At 67.3% G+C, this 14,055-nt stretch carries 12 protein-coding genes; 5 read left to right on the forward strand and 7 right to left on the reverse strand.

From position 1 onward, the window contains the following. Nucleotides 1–25: 25 nt before the first annotated feature. From B6K69_RS03290 to B6K69_RS03315, 6 genes are all read right to left on the reverse strand, one after another. A complete protein-coding gene (locus B6K69_RS03290; protein ID WP_108642766.1) occupies nt 26–1,030 on the reverse strand; it encodes a molybdopterin-binding protein in 1,005 nt (334 codons plus the stop codon). Continuing rightward, on the reverse strand, nt 1,030–2,019 hold the full coding sequence (locus tag B6K69_RS03295; RefSeq protein WP_108642767.1) for an XdhC family protein: 990 nt from the start codon (nt 2,017–2,019) through the stop codon (nt 1,030–1,032). The genes B6K69_RS03290 and B6K69_RS03295 overlap by 1 nt, the downstream gene beginning before the upstream one ends. Before the next feature lie 167 nt (nt 2,020–2,186). Next, complete coding sequence (locus B6K69_RS03300) at nt 2,187–4,277, reverse strand: OmpA family protein (RefSeq protein ID WP_108642768.1); 2,091 nt, start codon at nt 4,275–4,277, stop codon at nt 2,187–2,189. 119 nt (nt 4,278–4,396) lie between these two features. Further along, complete coding sequence (locus B6K69_RS03305; RefSeq protein WP_108642769.1) at nt 4,397–5,695, reverse strand: vWA domain-containing protein; 1,299 nt, start codon at nt 5,693–5,695, stop codon at nt 4,397–4,399. Between the two features lie 64 nt (nt 5,696–5,759). After that, nucleotides 5,760–6,671, reverse strand: coding sequence for an AAA family ATPase (locus B6K69_RS03310; RefSeq protein ID WP_228156795.1), 912 nt, complete (start codon nt 6,669–6,671; stop codon nt 5,760–5,762). A gap of 87 nt (nt 6,672–6,758) precedes the next feature. Continuing rightward, the gene (locus B6K69_RS03315; RefSeq protein ID WP_108644753.1) at nt 6,759–7,637 is read right to left on the reverse strand and encodes a LysR family transcriptional regulator; all 879 of its coding nucleotides are present in this window, start codon (nt 7,635–7,637) and stop codon (nt 6,759–6,761) included. Between the two features lie 107 nt (nt 7,638–7,744). Between B6K69_RS03315 and B6K69_RS03320 the strand changes: the two genes are divergently transcribed. Both B6K69_RS03320 and B6K69_RS03325 read left to right on the forward strand, forming a co-directional pair. After that, complete coding sequence (locus B6K69_RS03320; RefSeq protein ID WP_108642771.1) at nt 7,745–8,965, forward strand: acyl-CoA dehydrogenase; 1,221 nt, start codon at nt 7,745–7,747, stop codon at nt 8,963–8,965. Between the two features lie 189 nt (nt 8,966–9,154). Next, a complete protein-coding gene (locus B6K69_RS03325; RefSeq protein WP_108642772.1) occupies nt 9,155–10,009 on the forward strand; it encodes a hypothetical protein in 855 nt (284 codons plus the stop codon). Nucleotides 10,010–10,030: 21 nt separating this feature from the next. Here B6K69_RS03325 and B6K69_RS03330 read toward each other — a convergent pair whose 3' ends face one another. Then, entirely contained in the window at nt 10,031–10,432 is a 402-nt protein-coding gene (locus B6K69_RS03330; RefSeq protein WP_108642773.1) for a lysozyme inhibitor LprI family protein, read from the reverse strand. 127 nt (nt 10,433–10,559) lie between these two features. Between B6K69_RS03330 and pyrC the strand changes: the two genes are divergently transcribed. The 3 genes from pyrC to B6K69_RS03345 all read left to right on the forward strand — a co-directional run bounded on the left by pyrC (nt 10,560) and on the right by B6K69_RS03345 (nt 14,046). Beyond that, nucleotides 10,560–11,600 (forward strand): dihydroorotase, encoded by a 1,041-nt coding sequence (gene pyrC / locus B6K69_RS03335; protein WP_108642774.1) that lies wholly within the window; start codon nt 10,560–10,562, stop codon nt 11,598–11,600. 38 nt (nt 11,601–11,638) lie between these two features. Continuing rightward, nucleotides 11,639–12,319 carry an orotate phosphoribosyltransferase gene (locus B6K69_RS03340; protein WP_108642775.1) on the forward strand — a complete coding sequence of 227 codons (681 nt, stop codon included), beginning with the start codon at nt 11,639–11,641 and terminating at the stop codon, nt 12,317–12,319. Nucleotides 12,320–12,558: 239 nt separating this feature from the next. Further along, nucleotides 12,559–14,046 carry a replicative DNA helicase gene (locus B6K69_RS03345; RefSeq protein ID WP_228156878.1) on the forward strand — a complete coding sequence of 496 codons (1,488 nt, stop codon included), beginning with the start codon at nt 12,559–12,561 and terminating at the stop codon, nt 14,044–14,046. The last annotated feature ends 9 nt before the right edge of the window (nt 14,047–14,055 follow it).

The raw sequence follows: 14,055 nt of genomic DNA on the forward strand, positions 1-14,055 counted from the left end.
ACGGGGGCCCTGCGGCCCCCGTTTGCTATTCCGCCCGCGCCTCGCGCAGCCGGCCACGGATCGGAATTTCCTTCAGCAAGCCACCAACCCCCATGGCCGCGATGTCAGCCGCCGTGACGGTCAGGCCGCAGATCACCCGCTCCATCACCCAGTCTGCACCGTTCAGCGCCGGGCTTTTCACGCAGCCCGGCAGGCCGATGACCGGGGTCGCGTCCAGCCGGCCCAGAAACAGCAGATTGCCCGGGTCCACCGGCATCCCGAAACGATCCACCACACCGCCCGCCTGCCGCAGCGCCTGCGGCGCCACATCCCGCGGGTCTGACGTGGCCGAAGCGGTCAGGATCAGCACCAGATCCGCCCCGGCGGCGGCCTGAAGGGCCTGTGCCAGCGCCGCCGGCCTGTGGGGCACACGAACCGGCGGGGCCAGCGTGACCCCAAGCGCACGCAACCGGGCCTCGATCGCGGCGCGGCCCTTGTCGGGGGTCTCCTCCCCGCCAACCGTGGTCTCGATCAGCACGGCCCGCGACAGGACCGGGCGGCGCAGCCGCAACCCGCCCTGCCCCGCCCCGCAGGCCGCCGAAACCGAGGCCTGCGCCACGCCATAGGCGATGATCTTCACCGTCGCCACCATCTCGCCCGCCGCCACCCGGTGCCAAGGGGACAGGGTGGCCAGCGTGATCATCGGATCGACCGCATTCAGCGCGGCCACCCGGGCCGCATCCACCTGCGTCAGGCCGGGACCGGCGGCGTGCACATTCACCCGCCCGGTGCCAACAGCCCGCAGCACCAGCCCGGCCGCCGCAGCATCCGGCACCAGCGCCGCCGCCACTGCCTGCGCGGCGGCATCCTCATGCAGATCGTCCGGCCCAAGCCGGGCAACCGTGACCTCACCGATACCCGCCGCCGCCAGGTGCGCCAGCGCCCCGGCGTCCAGCACCATCCCCTTGCGCAGCCGCCCGTCGCGCAGAGGCACGGAATGGGCAAGAATCGCCCCTTCGGCCTGCGCCAGCGGGACGGGGCCGAACTCCATCAGCCCTGCCTCAGCGCCGCGGTGATCTGCGCCATGATCGAAACCGCGATTTCCGCCGGTGACTTGGCCCCGATGGCCAGCCCCACCGGCGCATGGATGCGGGCGATCTCGGATTCCGAGAAGCCGGCCTCGGTCAGCCGCCCCACCCGGCTGGCATGGGTTTTCTTCGACCCCAGGCACCCCAGATAGAACACCGGCGACCGCAGGGCGAAGCGGATGGCGGGGTCGTCCAGCTTGGGGTCATGGGTCAGGGTGACAATCGCGGTGCGGCCATCCGGCGCCAGCGCGGCCAGCGCCTCATCCGGCCAGTCGTCCAGGATGGTTTCGCCCGGAAAACGCCCGGCGCTGCCAAAGGCGGCACGCGGGTCAATCAGCGTGGGCGCATAGCCGCACAGCCGGGCAATGGCCAGCAAGGGCTGGGCAATATGGACGGCCCCCACCACGATCAGCCGCAGCGGCGGGTTGTGAATGGCCAGAAAGCGCCCGTCCTCCTCGACCCCGGAACGGTCGGCGCGAAACCGGGCATCGGCGGCGGCGTCCTGCCCCGGCGCCAGCAGGCGGCGGGTCCAGCTTGCGGGGATGATCTCATAGGCCACCGCACGGGGCGCGGCGCGGGCGGCAACCAGATCGGCCAGCAGACCGGGCGGCAGGGCCGAAGGGCCATCGCCCACCGGCTCGACCAGAACCCGGATGGTGCCGCCACAGGCCAGCCCCACGGCAAAGGCCGTCTCGTCGCTGACGCCAAAGGTCAGAAGGCGGGGCCGGCCGTCGGCCAGCGCCTCCAGTGCCTCGGTCACCACCGCGCCCTCGACGCAGCCACCCGAGACCGAGCCCATGATCTCGCCCGTGCCGGAAATGGCCAACTGGCTGCCCGCCTGCCGCGGGGCCGAGCCCCAGGTTTCCACCACGGTCGCCAGCACCGCCCCGCGACCGGCGCGGTGCCAGTCCAGGGCGATTTCAGGAATCCGGTCGTGCGCGGCCTCGGTCATCTGCGGTCTCCCTGACCGCCAGAGTAGAAGCGGCCCGGTTTTGCACAAGCCCCTTGCCGCGACGCCCGCCCCCGACTTTCGTCCCGCATCGCGGCGGCAGGGCCACTGTCAGAACGGCAAAAGGCCCCGCGAATGCTGCGGGGCCTTTCGGATTTTCCAGACCTGTCTCAGCGCAGTTCAGCGGTCCGCATCAGCGGCGTGATCAACCGGACCAGCACACGTCTGTTCGCACGTTCGTCTGCTTGTGTCTGCACCTTGAGCTCACTTTCGCCATACCCTTGCACAACCATGTTTTCGGGCGGAATGTCGAAATACTCGGTCAGGGCCAGCGCCAGCGATTCCGCCCGGCGGTCCGACAGCAGCAGGTTCGACGGCGCCGATCCGACGGCATCCGTATGGCCTTCGATCAGGAAAACATGGCGCGGGTTGGCCGCCAGCAGGCTTTGCATCAGCTTGCCCAGATCGGCCAGCTTGCGCGCTTCCGACGCCTGAATGACCGGAGAACCGCTTTCGAAGGTGATCGAATCCACCTCGATCGTCGCGGCCAGCGCCCGCACCTGCGGGATCTCGCGGATCTGGCGCAGGCTGAACTTGCGACCGATGCTGTCGGCCTCAAGCGCCGCCATCTCGGCCTTGAGCGCCGCGTCATTGTCCTTGGTCGAGATCGTCACCCGGCCGGGGCGCGGCCGCGGCAGTTCCGAAACGATGATCGGAACTTCGGGATAGAGATCGTCGATCAGCACCGTCTCGATCCCAGACCGATCAAACGCCGACCGTTTCAGGACACGGCCAGACGCATCGCGCACCGTGGCGATCTGGGTGCCGTCCGGCCGCACCACCACGGTCCGGGTCGAACCGTCGCGGTAGGTTTCGGTCACCGTCTTGACACCGGGGCGGCGCAGCACGGCGTCGTCGTCCTTGTAGACGTGATAGGTGCCGTCGGGGTTCTGGAAGATCACGCGGTCGCCCGTCGCTTCGACAACCCGACGTTCGTCCTTCTTGCCCTGATTGATGACGGTGCCCACAACCAGCGCGCCAAGCGCCAGAAGCCCCACCTTTTCAAGGTTCGACAGGCCAGACTTCTTGCCACCTGACACCGCCACCGGCGGCGCGGCGAAGTTCTGGTCCGAACTGCGGGTGGTCATTTCCGAGATGATCTCGGTTGCCACCGAGACCGGCTCGGATGCCGGGGCGGGCGTTGCGGGGGCGGCTCCTTCGGCAGGCGCCACCGGCAGCAGCGTTTCCGGGTCAAGCAGCGCAGCGCCAACCGCGGCCGCAGCGGCAGCGGCGGTAACACCCGCCTCATCCGATGCGCCCTCAACGGCGGGCGGGGCGGTCAGAATGTCGGCCAGGCTTTCCGATGCCTCAGCCGGGACAACGGGGGCATCCACCGGCTCTTCCACCGTAGCGGCGGCGGGTTCGGCGGGCGGCTCGACCGGGGTTTCGGTCGCCGTTTCGGCAGCGGGTTCGGCGGTTGGTTCGGCCGCCGGCTCTGTTACGGGCTCGGCGCCGGCCTCGGCCGCAGGTTCAGTCACAGTCTCTGCAGACGGTTCGGCAGAGGTTTCGGTCGAGGGTTCGACCACCGGGTCCGGGGTCGGTTCCGCAGTGGGTTCTGCGGCGGTTTCGGTCGAAGGCTCGGTGACGGGCTCAACCACAGGCTCGACCGCAGTTTCGGGCGCCGGTTCGACAACGGGCTCCGCTGCGGCAGCGGCGGCGGCATCCGCCGCAGCCTTGGCATCGGCAGCCGCCTTGGCGTCTGCTTCGACCTGGGCTTGTGCGGCCGCGTCTGCGGCAGCCTTGGCATCGGCGTCAGCCTGCGCTTGCGCAGCCGCATCCGCCGCAGCCTGCGCATCGGCGGCGGCTTTCGCGTCCGCCTCTGCCTGCGCCTGCGCAGCAGCATCGGCAGCCGCCTGTGCTTCGGCGGCGGCCTGCGCTTCAGCCTCGGCCTGGGCTTGCGCAGCCGCCTGTGCGGCGGCCTCTGCCGCAGCCTGCGCATCCGCGGCCGCTTGGGCAGCGGCCTGTTCAGCAGCGGCTTGTGCGGCCGCAGCATCGGCGGCCGCGGCATCGGCGGCAGCCTTGGCCGCGGCTTCTGCCTGGGCAGCGGCTTCGGCGGCCGCGGCGGCGGTCGGATCGCAGCTTACATCGCCCGGCGCACAGGCAGGGGCCTCACCTTCCGTGGTCTGCGCACGCGCGGGAACGGTGCTGATAGGGCTGAGGGCCAGCGAAATGGCGGTCGTGCAGGTCAGAAGCTTGCGCATTCGTCATCCTCTTTGGTCCGAAACGACAGGGGACGATTCCCTTTGCCGGTTCCGATCGGCTTTGATGGCGCATGAGTTAGGCGCCCTGCCGCTGTTATGCCATATCAACGGGCAAACCCCTATCGCCCAGCCTCGGCCCCGGCGGGGGTTTGCCAAGGCTCGGCCGCGACAAGACGCAACAACCGGGGCTTCTCGCCCGCATCACCGGCGGCAGCGATGGCCTGCCCCAGCGCCTCGAGCGAGGCGATGGAATGGCCGGCGCGAAAGCAATCGACATGGGGCAGCATGGCGCGGATGCCGGCGGCGCGCGGGGCAAAGCCCGTCCAGCGCAACAGCGGATTGATCCAGATGAGACGACGGCACGACAGGTGCAGCCGTTCGACTTCGCGGGCAAGCTGTCCGCTGTCGTCGCGGTCAAGGCCATCGGTGATCAGCAGAACCACCGCCCCCTGCCCCAGCACGCGCCGCCCCCAGTCGCGGTTGAAGGCATGGAGGCTGGCCCCGATCCGGGTGCCGCCGGACCAATCCTGCGCCTGCGCACCGGCCGATTTCAGCGCCGCATCCACATCGCGGGCGCGCAGATGGCGGGTGATGTTGGTCAGCCTTGTGCCAAAGGTGAAGGCATGAACCCGCGCCCAGCCCTGCCCCTTGCGGTTGGCAACCGCATGGACAAAGTGCAGCACCATGCGGCTGTAATCGGCCATGGACCCCGAGATGTCGCAGAGCACGATCAGGTTCGGCCAGCGCGTCCGGGGCGTCTTGTGCGCCAAGGCGGCGATCTCGCCCCCCCGGCGCAGGCTGGCGCGCAGCGTGCGACGCATGTCGATGCTGGCCCCGGTGCCGGCAGGCTGGCTGCGACGGCTGGGCAAAGGCGCGACAGGCAGCGACAGGCGGGCCAGCATCCGCTTGGCGGCGGCGATTTCCGCGGTGGACATCTGTTCGAAATCCAGTGTCCTGAGTCGTTCCTCGGCCGAAAAGGTGGCCGAGGCATCGACCTCAACCTTCTCTGGCCCGTCCTCGGGCGGCGCCTCGGGCGGCTCGGGCCGGGGGGCATCTCCCAACAGCGCCTCGGCCGCGCGCTTTTCGGCGGCCTGCGCGGCGCGGTCCTCCTGCACGCCGCGAATCTGCGGCAGCATCAAGCTCATCATCTGTTCCAGATAGCGCGGGTCGCGCCAGAATAGGCGGAACACCTGCGCGAAAACGGTGCGTTCTTCGGGACGGCTGACGAAGACGGCCTGCAGGGTGTGGAAGAAATCCTCGCGCCGGGTGAAGCCGGCGGCCTCGACCGCACGGAGGGCGTCGATCACCCGTCCGGGGCCGACGGGCAGACCGGATTTGCGCAAGGCCCGCGCGAAATGCGTGATGTTCTCGGCCAGCTTGCCGTCTTCGGGAAGGGGAAGATCGGGGTATGTGGCCATCGTCGCACCGGAGGGCTTCACGCCCCCCGGCCCCCCCGTGGGGTATTTCGCCCAAGCGGAAGCATCAGGCGGGGGCAAGGTCGCGCCGGACCTCATCCAGCAGGCGTTTGGCTTCGGAGCCGTGCAGTTTCTGGATGTCGTCCTGATACTTGAGGATGGCGCCCAAGGTATCGGAGATGACCTCGGGCGAGAGCGCGATCACATCCAGCGCCAGCAGGCATTTTGCCCAGTCGATGGTTTCCGCAACGCCGGGTTTCTTGAACAGGTCTTCAGTGCGAAGCTTCTGGACGAAAGCCACGATTTCGCGGCTGAGGGTCTCTTTCGCCTCGGGCGCGCGACTGTGCAGGATCTGCAACTCGCGGTCGAAGGTCGGGTAATCGACCCAGTGATACAGGCAGCGGCGCTTCAGCGCGTCATGCACTTCGCGCGTGCGGTTCGAGGTCAGGATCACGATCGGAGGCTCGGGGGCGCGGATTGTGCCAAGTTCGGGGATGGTGACCTGAAAATCCGACAGCGCCTCCAGCAGGAAGGCCTCGAACGGTTCATCGGTGCGATCCAGTTCGTCGATCAGCAGCACCGGCGCCCCCCCGGGCTGTGGGCGCATCGCTTCCAGCAGCGGGCGGCCGATCAGGTAGTCTTCGGTGAAAAGCTCGGTCTTCAGCGCGTCGCGGTCGGCACCGCCCTGCGCCTCGGCGGTGCGGATGGCGATCATCTGCGCGGCGAAATTCCATTCCGCAACGGCAGAGGCAGCATCCAGCCCTTCATAGCATTGCAGCCGGATCAGCCGGCGCCCCAGCGCGGCGGCAAGGGTCTTGGCGATCTCGGTCTTGCCGGTGCCCGCTTCACCTTCCAGAAACAGCGGCTTGCCCAGTTTCAGCGCCAGAAAGACCACGGTGGACAACGCGCGGGCGGCAACATAGCCCTGCCCGGCAAGCAGCGCCTCGGTGGCGTCGATGGTGTCGGGCAGCCGGCTCACATGGGCCTCCTTTCCTGCGGAAGCGATGCTGGTGCGCGGGGCGGGTCCGGTCAAGGCCCGCGCGGGGCACATGCGACCAAGGTGGGGTCAGGCATCCGCAGCAAGCCAGCGGCGGAAGCTGGCCAGCGGCGGACGTTCGGGGCGGGTCTGCGGCCAGACAAGGTAATAGGCGCCATGGGCACGCAGCGGCGCGCCGAAAGCCGGGATCAGCCGGCCCGCCGCAAGATCGGCACCGATCAGGAAGGTGGGCAGCAGCGCCAGCCCCATGCCATGGATCGCCGCCTGCGCCATGGTGGCGAACTGGTCGAACAGCATGGCGGGCGGGCGCTGTCCGGGCAGTCCATGCTGCGCCAGCCAGCGCCCCCAGTCGCCGGTGCGGCTGTCCAGTTGCAGAAGCGGCAGGTCCAGCACGGCCTCAACGGCGGTCAGCGGCGCCTTGAGCAGCCCGGGCGAGGCAACGGCAAGGATGTCTTCATCCATGAGTTTCAGGAAAGATACACCCGGCCAGTCCTGCCGGCCGTAATGGATGGCGGCATCAAAGGCGGTGGCGGCGAAATCGAAGGGGCGGAGCCGGGTGGACAGGTTCACCGTCACCTCGGAATGGGCGGCGGCAAAACGGGCAAGGCGTGGTGCCAGCCAGTGCATACCGAAGGCCGGCAGGATGGCTAGGTTCAGCGCCCCGCCGCCGGGATTTGCACGCAGGGTCAGTGACGCATCTGCAATGATTTTCAGGGCTTTGCGCGCCTCTGCCACATAGTCCTGTGCGGCGGGTGTCAGCCGAAGACGGTATTTTTCCCGGCTAATCAGCGCCACGCCCAACTGCCCTTCCAGCACCTGCAACTGCCGCGAGATGGCGCCCTGGGTCAGCGAAAGCTCGGCCGCGGCGGCGGCGGCGGTGCCGTGGCGGTCAAGTGCCTCCAGCGCCAGAAGCGAAGGGATCGAGGGCAGATAGCGACGGGGAAGCATATATGAGGTTTCCTCATCATCTTCGGATTTCGTTTCGATAGCTTTCCTGCCTTTGTCATGCAAGTATCGTCGAAATTCCCCATCACAGCCCCACAGGAACCGCGCGCATGACCGCCACGCCCAAGCTCAAGCCGAAAGATGCCCCCGATCTGGGCCGTTTCGATTGGGAAGACCCCTTCCGCCTGAACGACCAGTTGACCGAGGAAGAGCGCATGTTGCGCGACGCCGCGCGCAGCTACGCGCAGGAAAAGCTGCAACCGCGCGTCATCGCTGCCTTCCGCGAGGAAAAGACCGACCCTTCGATCTTCCGCGAAATGGGCGAGATGGGCCTTCTGGGCGTGACCGTGCCAGAGGAATACGGCGGGCTTGGCGCGGGCTATGTCGCCTATGGTCTGGTCGCGCGCGAGGTCGAGCGAGTGGACAGCGGCTATCGCAGCATGATGTCGGTGCAGTCGTCGCTGGTGATGTATCCGATCTATGCCTATGGCACCGAAGATCAGCGTCGGAAGTATCTGCCCAAGCTGGCCTCGGGTGAATGGATCGGCTGCTTCGGCCTGACCGAACCCGACGCCGGGTCCGACCCGGCCGGGATGAAGACCGTCGCGAAGAAAACCGCGAACGGCTATGTGCTGAACGGGTCCAAGATGTGGATCTCGAACGCGCCGATTGCCGATGTTTTCGTGGTCTGGGCCAAGTCCGAAGCGCATGGCGGCAAGATCAAGGGCTTCGTGCTGGACAAGGGCACCAAGGGCCTGTCCGCGCCCAAGGTCGGCGGCAAGATTTCCCTGCGCGCCAGCGTGACCGGCGAGATCGTGATGGACAACGTGGAAGTGGGCGAAGACGCGCTGCTTCCCAATGTCGAGGGGCTGAAGGGCCCGTTCGGCTGTCTCAACCGTGCCCGCTATGGCATTGCCTGGGGCGTGATGGGCGCAGCCGAGTTCTGCATGGCGGCCGCGCGCGGCTATGGCCTTGACCGCAAGCAGTTCGGCAAGCCGATCGCGCAGACGCAACTGTTCCAGTTGAAGCTGGCGAACATGCTGACCGAAACCAGCCTTGGGTTGCAGGCCTGTCTGCAGGTCGGCCGGCTGATGGATCAGGCCAATGCCGCGCCGGAAATGATTTCCATCATCAAGCGCAACAATTGCGGCAAGGCGTTGGAGATCGCCCGCTGGGCCCGCGACATGCACGGCGGCAACGGGATTCAGGAAGATTTCCAGGTCATCCGCCATATGGTGAACCTGGAAACCGTGAACACCTATGAAGGCACGCATGACATTCATGCGCTGATCCTGGGCCGCGCCGTCACCGGGCTGCAGGCGTTTTTCTGAGGCGGCAGAACGCTCCCACGTTCGCCTCTGATCGGGCGCGTCCGGGCAACCGGGCGCGCCTTTTGCGTCAGGCACCGTCTGGTGGCGGGCCGGCGCGGTTCCGCGCGGCAACCGCGATCCCCCTTGCGCGGGGCAAGGCCGGCCTGTCACAAGCAGGAGCAACCTTGCCAGACCGGAGAGCCCTGTCCCATGCCAGACACCGCCCATCCGACCGACCACAGCGAAGCCGGCTGGCTGGCCGCGATGGAGGCGGTGGCCGAGGAGGATGGCTATGTCGAACGGCTGGGGGCCCGGCATTGGGCGTTCTTTGCCGAGGCCGGGCCGCAGCTTCTGGTCACCTTCGAGCGGGCCGAAGCAGTGCGGGCGCGGGCGGACAAGATGCCCGCAGGCCATGCGCTAGCCAAGGCGCGCGGCTGGTCGGTGCTGACCATCCTGGCCGAGGGCGAGACGTTCTGGCGCGACCCGGCGGTCTGGGGCTATTTCGACCGGCAGGTGGATGACGCCTTTTTCGACGACTTCGATCAGGTGCTGTTCCTGGGCGCCGGTCCCGGCGGCTATGCCGCGGCCGCCTATCTGGTGGCGGCCCCTGGGGCGCGGGCGGTGCTGGTGGCCCCGCTCGCGACGCTGGACCCGGCGATTGCCGGCTGGGATCGCCGCCACCGTGCCGCGCGGCGGTTCGATTTCACCCGCCGCTATGGTTATGCCCCCGACATGACCGCCGGAGCCGATCATGTCTGGCTGGTGCATGATCCTTTGCACGCCCCCGATGCCGCCCATGCGGCGCTGTTCCGCCGCCCCTGGGTCACCATGCTGAACGCCCGCCATACGGGCGAAGCGGTGGCGGCGCGGCTGGCGGCCAGCGGCGTTCTGGCGCAGACGGTTGAGGCCGCGATGGCGGGCAAGCTGACCGCCCCCGGCTTTGCCCGGCTGTGGCGGGCGCGGCGCGGGCTGCCGGCCTATCTGGCCGACCTTCTGGCGGAAACAAGGGCGCGCAAGCGGCCGGGGCTTGAACAGCGTCTGCGCCGGTGGCTGGCGCGGCGTTGAGCAGCGGACGGGTGCCGCCCGTCAGTTTCCGCCGTAATTCCCCACCAGCCCTCGCAACTGGGCGGTGCGGTCGCGGGTCAGTTGCGCCCGGCAGCCGTAAATCAGCATCGGCTCGGCGCTGCCGCCGTGCATGGCATAGCCTTCGGCCTCGCAAGCCTTGTCGCGGAAGGTGATCCAGGCCCGTTGCGCCTGTTTCAGCGCCTCGGCCCCGCCGCGTTCGGCCTTGGGCAAATCGGCATCCCAGGATTGCAGCAAGGCCATCGCCTCCTTGTAGGCCGCGTTCAACTCGGCATCGGCGGCCTGCCAGCTTTGCTCGGCACACCAGTTCAGTTCCAACTGGGCCATGGCCTTGGCGCAATCCACCTGCTGGGCAGCGGCGGGGGCGGCCAGCAGGGCCAGGAACAGGGCGGGCAGGATACGCATCTTCGATCTCCGGCAAGGGTGGGCGCAGTCTGGCGGCACGGCGGCCGGCTGCCAAGGGTGGAAATCCCGCCGCCCTGCCCGCACGCCCCCACTGGCCTTGCGCGCCGGAATGGGCTACCGGACAGCCATGCAACAGATCGTGATCCGCCGCCCTGATGACTGGCACCTGCATCTGCGCGATGGCGCGATGCTGCAAGGTGTGCTGCCCGAAACCACCCGGCACTTCGCCCGCGCGATCATCATGCCGAATCTGGTGCCGCCGGTGGTGACGGCCCGCGACGCCGCAGCCTACCGCGACCGTATTCTGGCCGCCCTGCCCGAAGGCGCGGCGTTCGAGCCGCTGATGACGCTTTACCTGACCGAAGGCACCGATCCGTCCGACGTGGCCGCCGCTGCGGCCAGCGGTCTGGTCAAGGCGGTGAAGCTATATCCGGCGGGCGCCACCACCAATTCCCATTCCGGCGTGCGCGATCTGGTCGGCGTCATGCCGGTGCTGGAGAAAATGGCCGAAATCGGCCTTCCGCTTTGCACCCATGGCGAGGTGACGACACCCGAGGTCGATATCTTCGACCGCGAGGCGGTGTTCATCGACACCGTGCTGGACCCTCTGCGCCGCCGTCTGCCCGAATTGCGCGTGGTGATGGAGCATATCACCACCGCCGAAGGTGCGGCCTATGCGGCCGAAGGCGGGCCGAACCTTGGTGCGACGATCACCACCCACCACCTGATCATCAACCGCAACCATATCCTCGTGGGCGGGATCAAGCCGCATTACTATTGTCTGCCGGTCGCCAAGCGCGAACATCACCGGCTGGCGCTGCGCCGTGCCGCCACCTCGGGCCTGCCCTGCTATTTCCTGGGTACTGATTCCGCACCGCATGTCGATGCGCTGAAGGAACATGCCTGCGGCTGCGCGGGCTGCTTCACCGCCACCAACACCCTGCCCCTGCTGGCACATGTGTTCGAGGAAGAGGCCGCGCTGGACCGGCTGGAGGGCTTTGCCAGCCTGCACGGCCCGGCCTTCTATCGCCTGCCCGCGAACGGCACCACGCTGCGGCTGGTCAAGCGGGATGAAGCGCACCGCTTCCCCGACAAGATCTTCACCGAGGCCGGGCCCGTCACCGTCTTCAACCCCGGCTTCCCCGTGCATTGGCACGTCGAGGCCTGAGACCCGCGCCCAAGACCCGCCTGCCCGAAAGGACCGAGATGATTCCCGCCAGCTTCCCCCCGAAAGAAGAGATCGCCCGTCTGACTGCCCGCGCCTTTCTGGAAATCGGCGCGGTGCATTTCAATGCGCGCGAGCCTTTCACGCTGGCCAGCGGTCTGCCGAGCCCGACCTATATCGACTGCCGCAAGCTGATTTCCTATCCGCGCATCCGTTCGGCGCTGATGGATTTCCTGGCGGTGACCGTGATGCGCGAAGCCGGGTTCGAGGCGTTCGACAACATCGCGGGCGGTGAAACCGCCGGCATCCCCTTTGCCGCGCTGGTGGCCGAACGGCTGGCGCTGCCAATGACCTATGTGCGGAAAAAACCGAAAGGCTACGGTCGCAACGCCCGGATCGAGGGCGCGATGACCGAAGGCCAGCGCGTGCTGCTGGTGGAAGACCTGACCACCGACGGCGGGTCGAAACTGTCATTCGTCGATGCGATCCGCGACACCGGCGCCACCTGCGGCCATACGGCGGTGATCTTCTACTACGGCATCTTCCCCGAGACCGAGGCCCGGCTGGCCGACCATGGCGTCAAGCTGATCCACCTGTGCACCTGGTGGGACATGTTGGCCGAGGCCCGCGCGCAAGGCAGCTTTGACGCAGAAACGCTGGCCGGGGTGGAAGACTTCCTGAACAACCCGCGCGCCTGGCAAGAGGCCCGCAAGGGCGGCTGATTCGCGCCTGTTGCATAAGCCGTGTTGAGGCAAACTCACACTATGCTGTTGCAACTCAATAGATATAGAGAAAGTTGAGGTCGCAGCTACCAGAAGTGGTAGGGTTATTCTTGTGGATATGTGAGTTTCGCACAGCTTATCCCCGACATACCCACCGGGACTGATGGTATTCGATCCGAACCGGCAAGAATAAGAACAGGCAAACCGTGAACGACATCGCAACGCTCAGATTGGGGGCCGTGCCCACCCAAGCCCGTGAGGACTCGAAAGCCGAGGCGCTGCCGCACAACATCGAGGCCGAGCAGCAGCTTCTTGGCGCGATCCTTGTGAACAACGACATCTATGACCGTATCGCCAGCCTGATCCGGTCAGAGCATTTCTTTGATCCGGTGCATGCCCGCATCTTCGAGATCGCCAGCGCCCGCATCCAGAAGAACGCGCTGGCCTCGCCCGTCACGCTCAAGGCCTTCATGGAAGACGACGGCGGGCTGAAGGAACTGGGCGGGGCGTCCTATCTGGTGCGGCTGGCGGGGTCTGCCATCAGCGCCTTTGCGGCGCGCGATTACGCGCAGATGATCTATGATCTGGCGGTGCGGCGCGAACTGATGCAGCTTGGCCGCGACATCACCGACAAGGCCGCCAAGGTCGAGGTGGACAGCGAACCGCGCGAGCAGATCACCGAGGCCGAGCAGCGGCTTTACAAGCTGGCCGAACAGGGCGCCACCGAACGCGGCTTCCAGAGTTTCCTCAAGGCCGTGACCGATGCGGTGAACGTGGCCAATGCCGCCTATCAGCGCGGCGGCGGGCTTGCGGGCATTTCGACCGGACTGGTCGATCTGGACAAGAAGCTGGGCGGCCTGCATGAAAGCGACCTGCTGATCCTGGCCGGGCGACCGTCGATGGGGAAAACCTCGCTGGCGACCAATATCGCCTTCAACATCGCCAAGGCCTATCGCCGCGGGCGCAAGGCCGATGGCAGCGAAGGTGCGGTGGAAGGCGGGGTTGTCGGCTTCTTCAGCCTTGAAATGAGCGCCGAGCAGCTTGCCGCGCGGATTCTGTCGGAAGCCTCGGAAGTGCCGTCGGAACAGATCCGCCGCGGCGACATGACCGAGACCGAGTTCCGCCGCTTTGTCGATGCCGCCAAGGATCTGGAGGCCTGCCCGCTGTACATCGACGACACCCCGGCCCTGCCGATTTCGCAAGTCGCCGCCCGGGCGCGGCGGCTGAAGCGGACCCACGGGCTGGATGTGCTGATGATCGACTACCTCCAGCTTCTCAAGGGCTCATCCCGGGCGTCCGAGGCGAACCGGGTGCAGGAAGTTTCGGAAATCACCCAGGGGCTCAAGGCCATTGCCAAGGAGCTGAACATCCCGGTGATCGCGCTGTCGCAGTTGAGCCGCCAGGTGGAAAGCCGCGAGGACAAGCGACCGCAGCTTTCCGACCTGCGGGAATCGGGGTCCATCGAACAGGACGCCGACGTGGTGATGTTCGTGTTCCGCGAAGAATACTACAAGGAACGCGAAAAGCCCGCCGACCATGAGCTTGAGAAGATGGCGGCCTGGCAGCAGGTCATGGAGCAATGCCATGGCAAGGCCGAAGTCATCATCGGCAAACAGCGCCACGGGCCGATCGGCACGGTGGAGCTGTCGTTCGAGGGCCGCTTCACCCGCTTCGGCAATCTGGCCAAGCCCTGGCAGGGCGAAGGCGGGCCGGACGTGGGGTTCTGAGCCGCCGCC

It is taken from the genome of Pseudogemmobacter blasticus (genome assembly GCF_003071405.1).
GTDB lineage: Bacteria > Pseudomonadota > Alphaproteobacteria > Rhodobacterales > Rhodobacteraceae > Pseudogemmobacter > Pseudogemmobacter blasticus.

Coding starts and splice junctions, on each gene's coding strand:
- B6K69_RS03320 (WP_108642771.1), top strand. CDS start 7,745: ATGACCGCCACGCCCAAGCTCAAGCCGAAAGATGCCCCCGATCTGGGC.
- B6K69_RS03305 (WP_108642769.1), bottom strand. CDS start 5,695: ATGGCCACATACCCCGATCTTCCCCTTCCCGAAGACGGCAAGCTGGCC.
- B6K69_RS03325 (WP_108642772.1), top strand. CDS start 9,155: ATGCCAGACACCGCCCATCCGACCGACCACAGCGAAGCCGGCTGGCTG.
- B6K69_RS03290 (WP_108642766.1), bottom strand. CDS start 1,030: ATGGAGTTCGGCCCCGTCCCGCTGGCGCAGGCCGAAGGGGCGATTCTT.
- B6K69_RS03340 (WP_108642775.1), top strand. CDS start 11,639: ATGATTCCCGCCAGCTTCCCCCCGAAAGAAGAGATCGCCCGTCTGACT.
- B6K69_RS03300 (WP_108642768.1), bottom strand. CDS start 4,277: ATGCGCAAGCTTCTGACCTGCACGACCGCCATTTCGCTGGCCCTCAGC.
- B6K69_RS03330 (WP_108642773.1), bottom strand. CDS start 10,432: ATGCGTATCCTGCCCGCCCTGTTCCTGGCCCTGCTGGCCGCCCCCGCC.
- B6K69_RS03295 (WP_108642767.1), bottom strand. CDS start 2,019: ATGACCGAGGCCGCGCACGACCGGATTCCTGAAATCGCCCTGGACTGG.
- B6K69_RS03315 (WP_108644753.1), bottom strand. CDS start 7,637: ATGCTTCCCCGTCGCTATCTGCCCTCGATCCCTTCGCTTCTGGCGCTG.
- pyrC (WP_108642774.1), top strand. CDS start 10,560: ATGCAACAGATCGTGATCCGCCGCCCTGATGACTGGCACCTGCATCTG.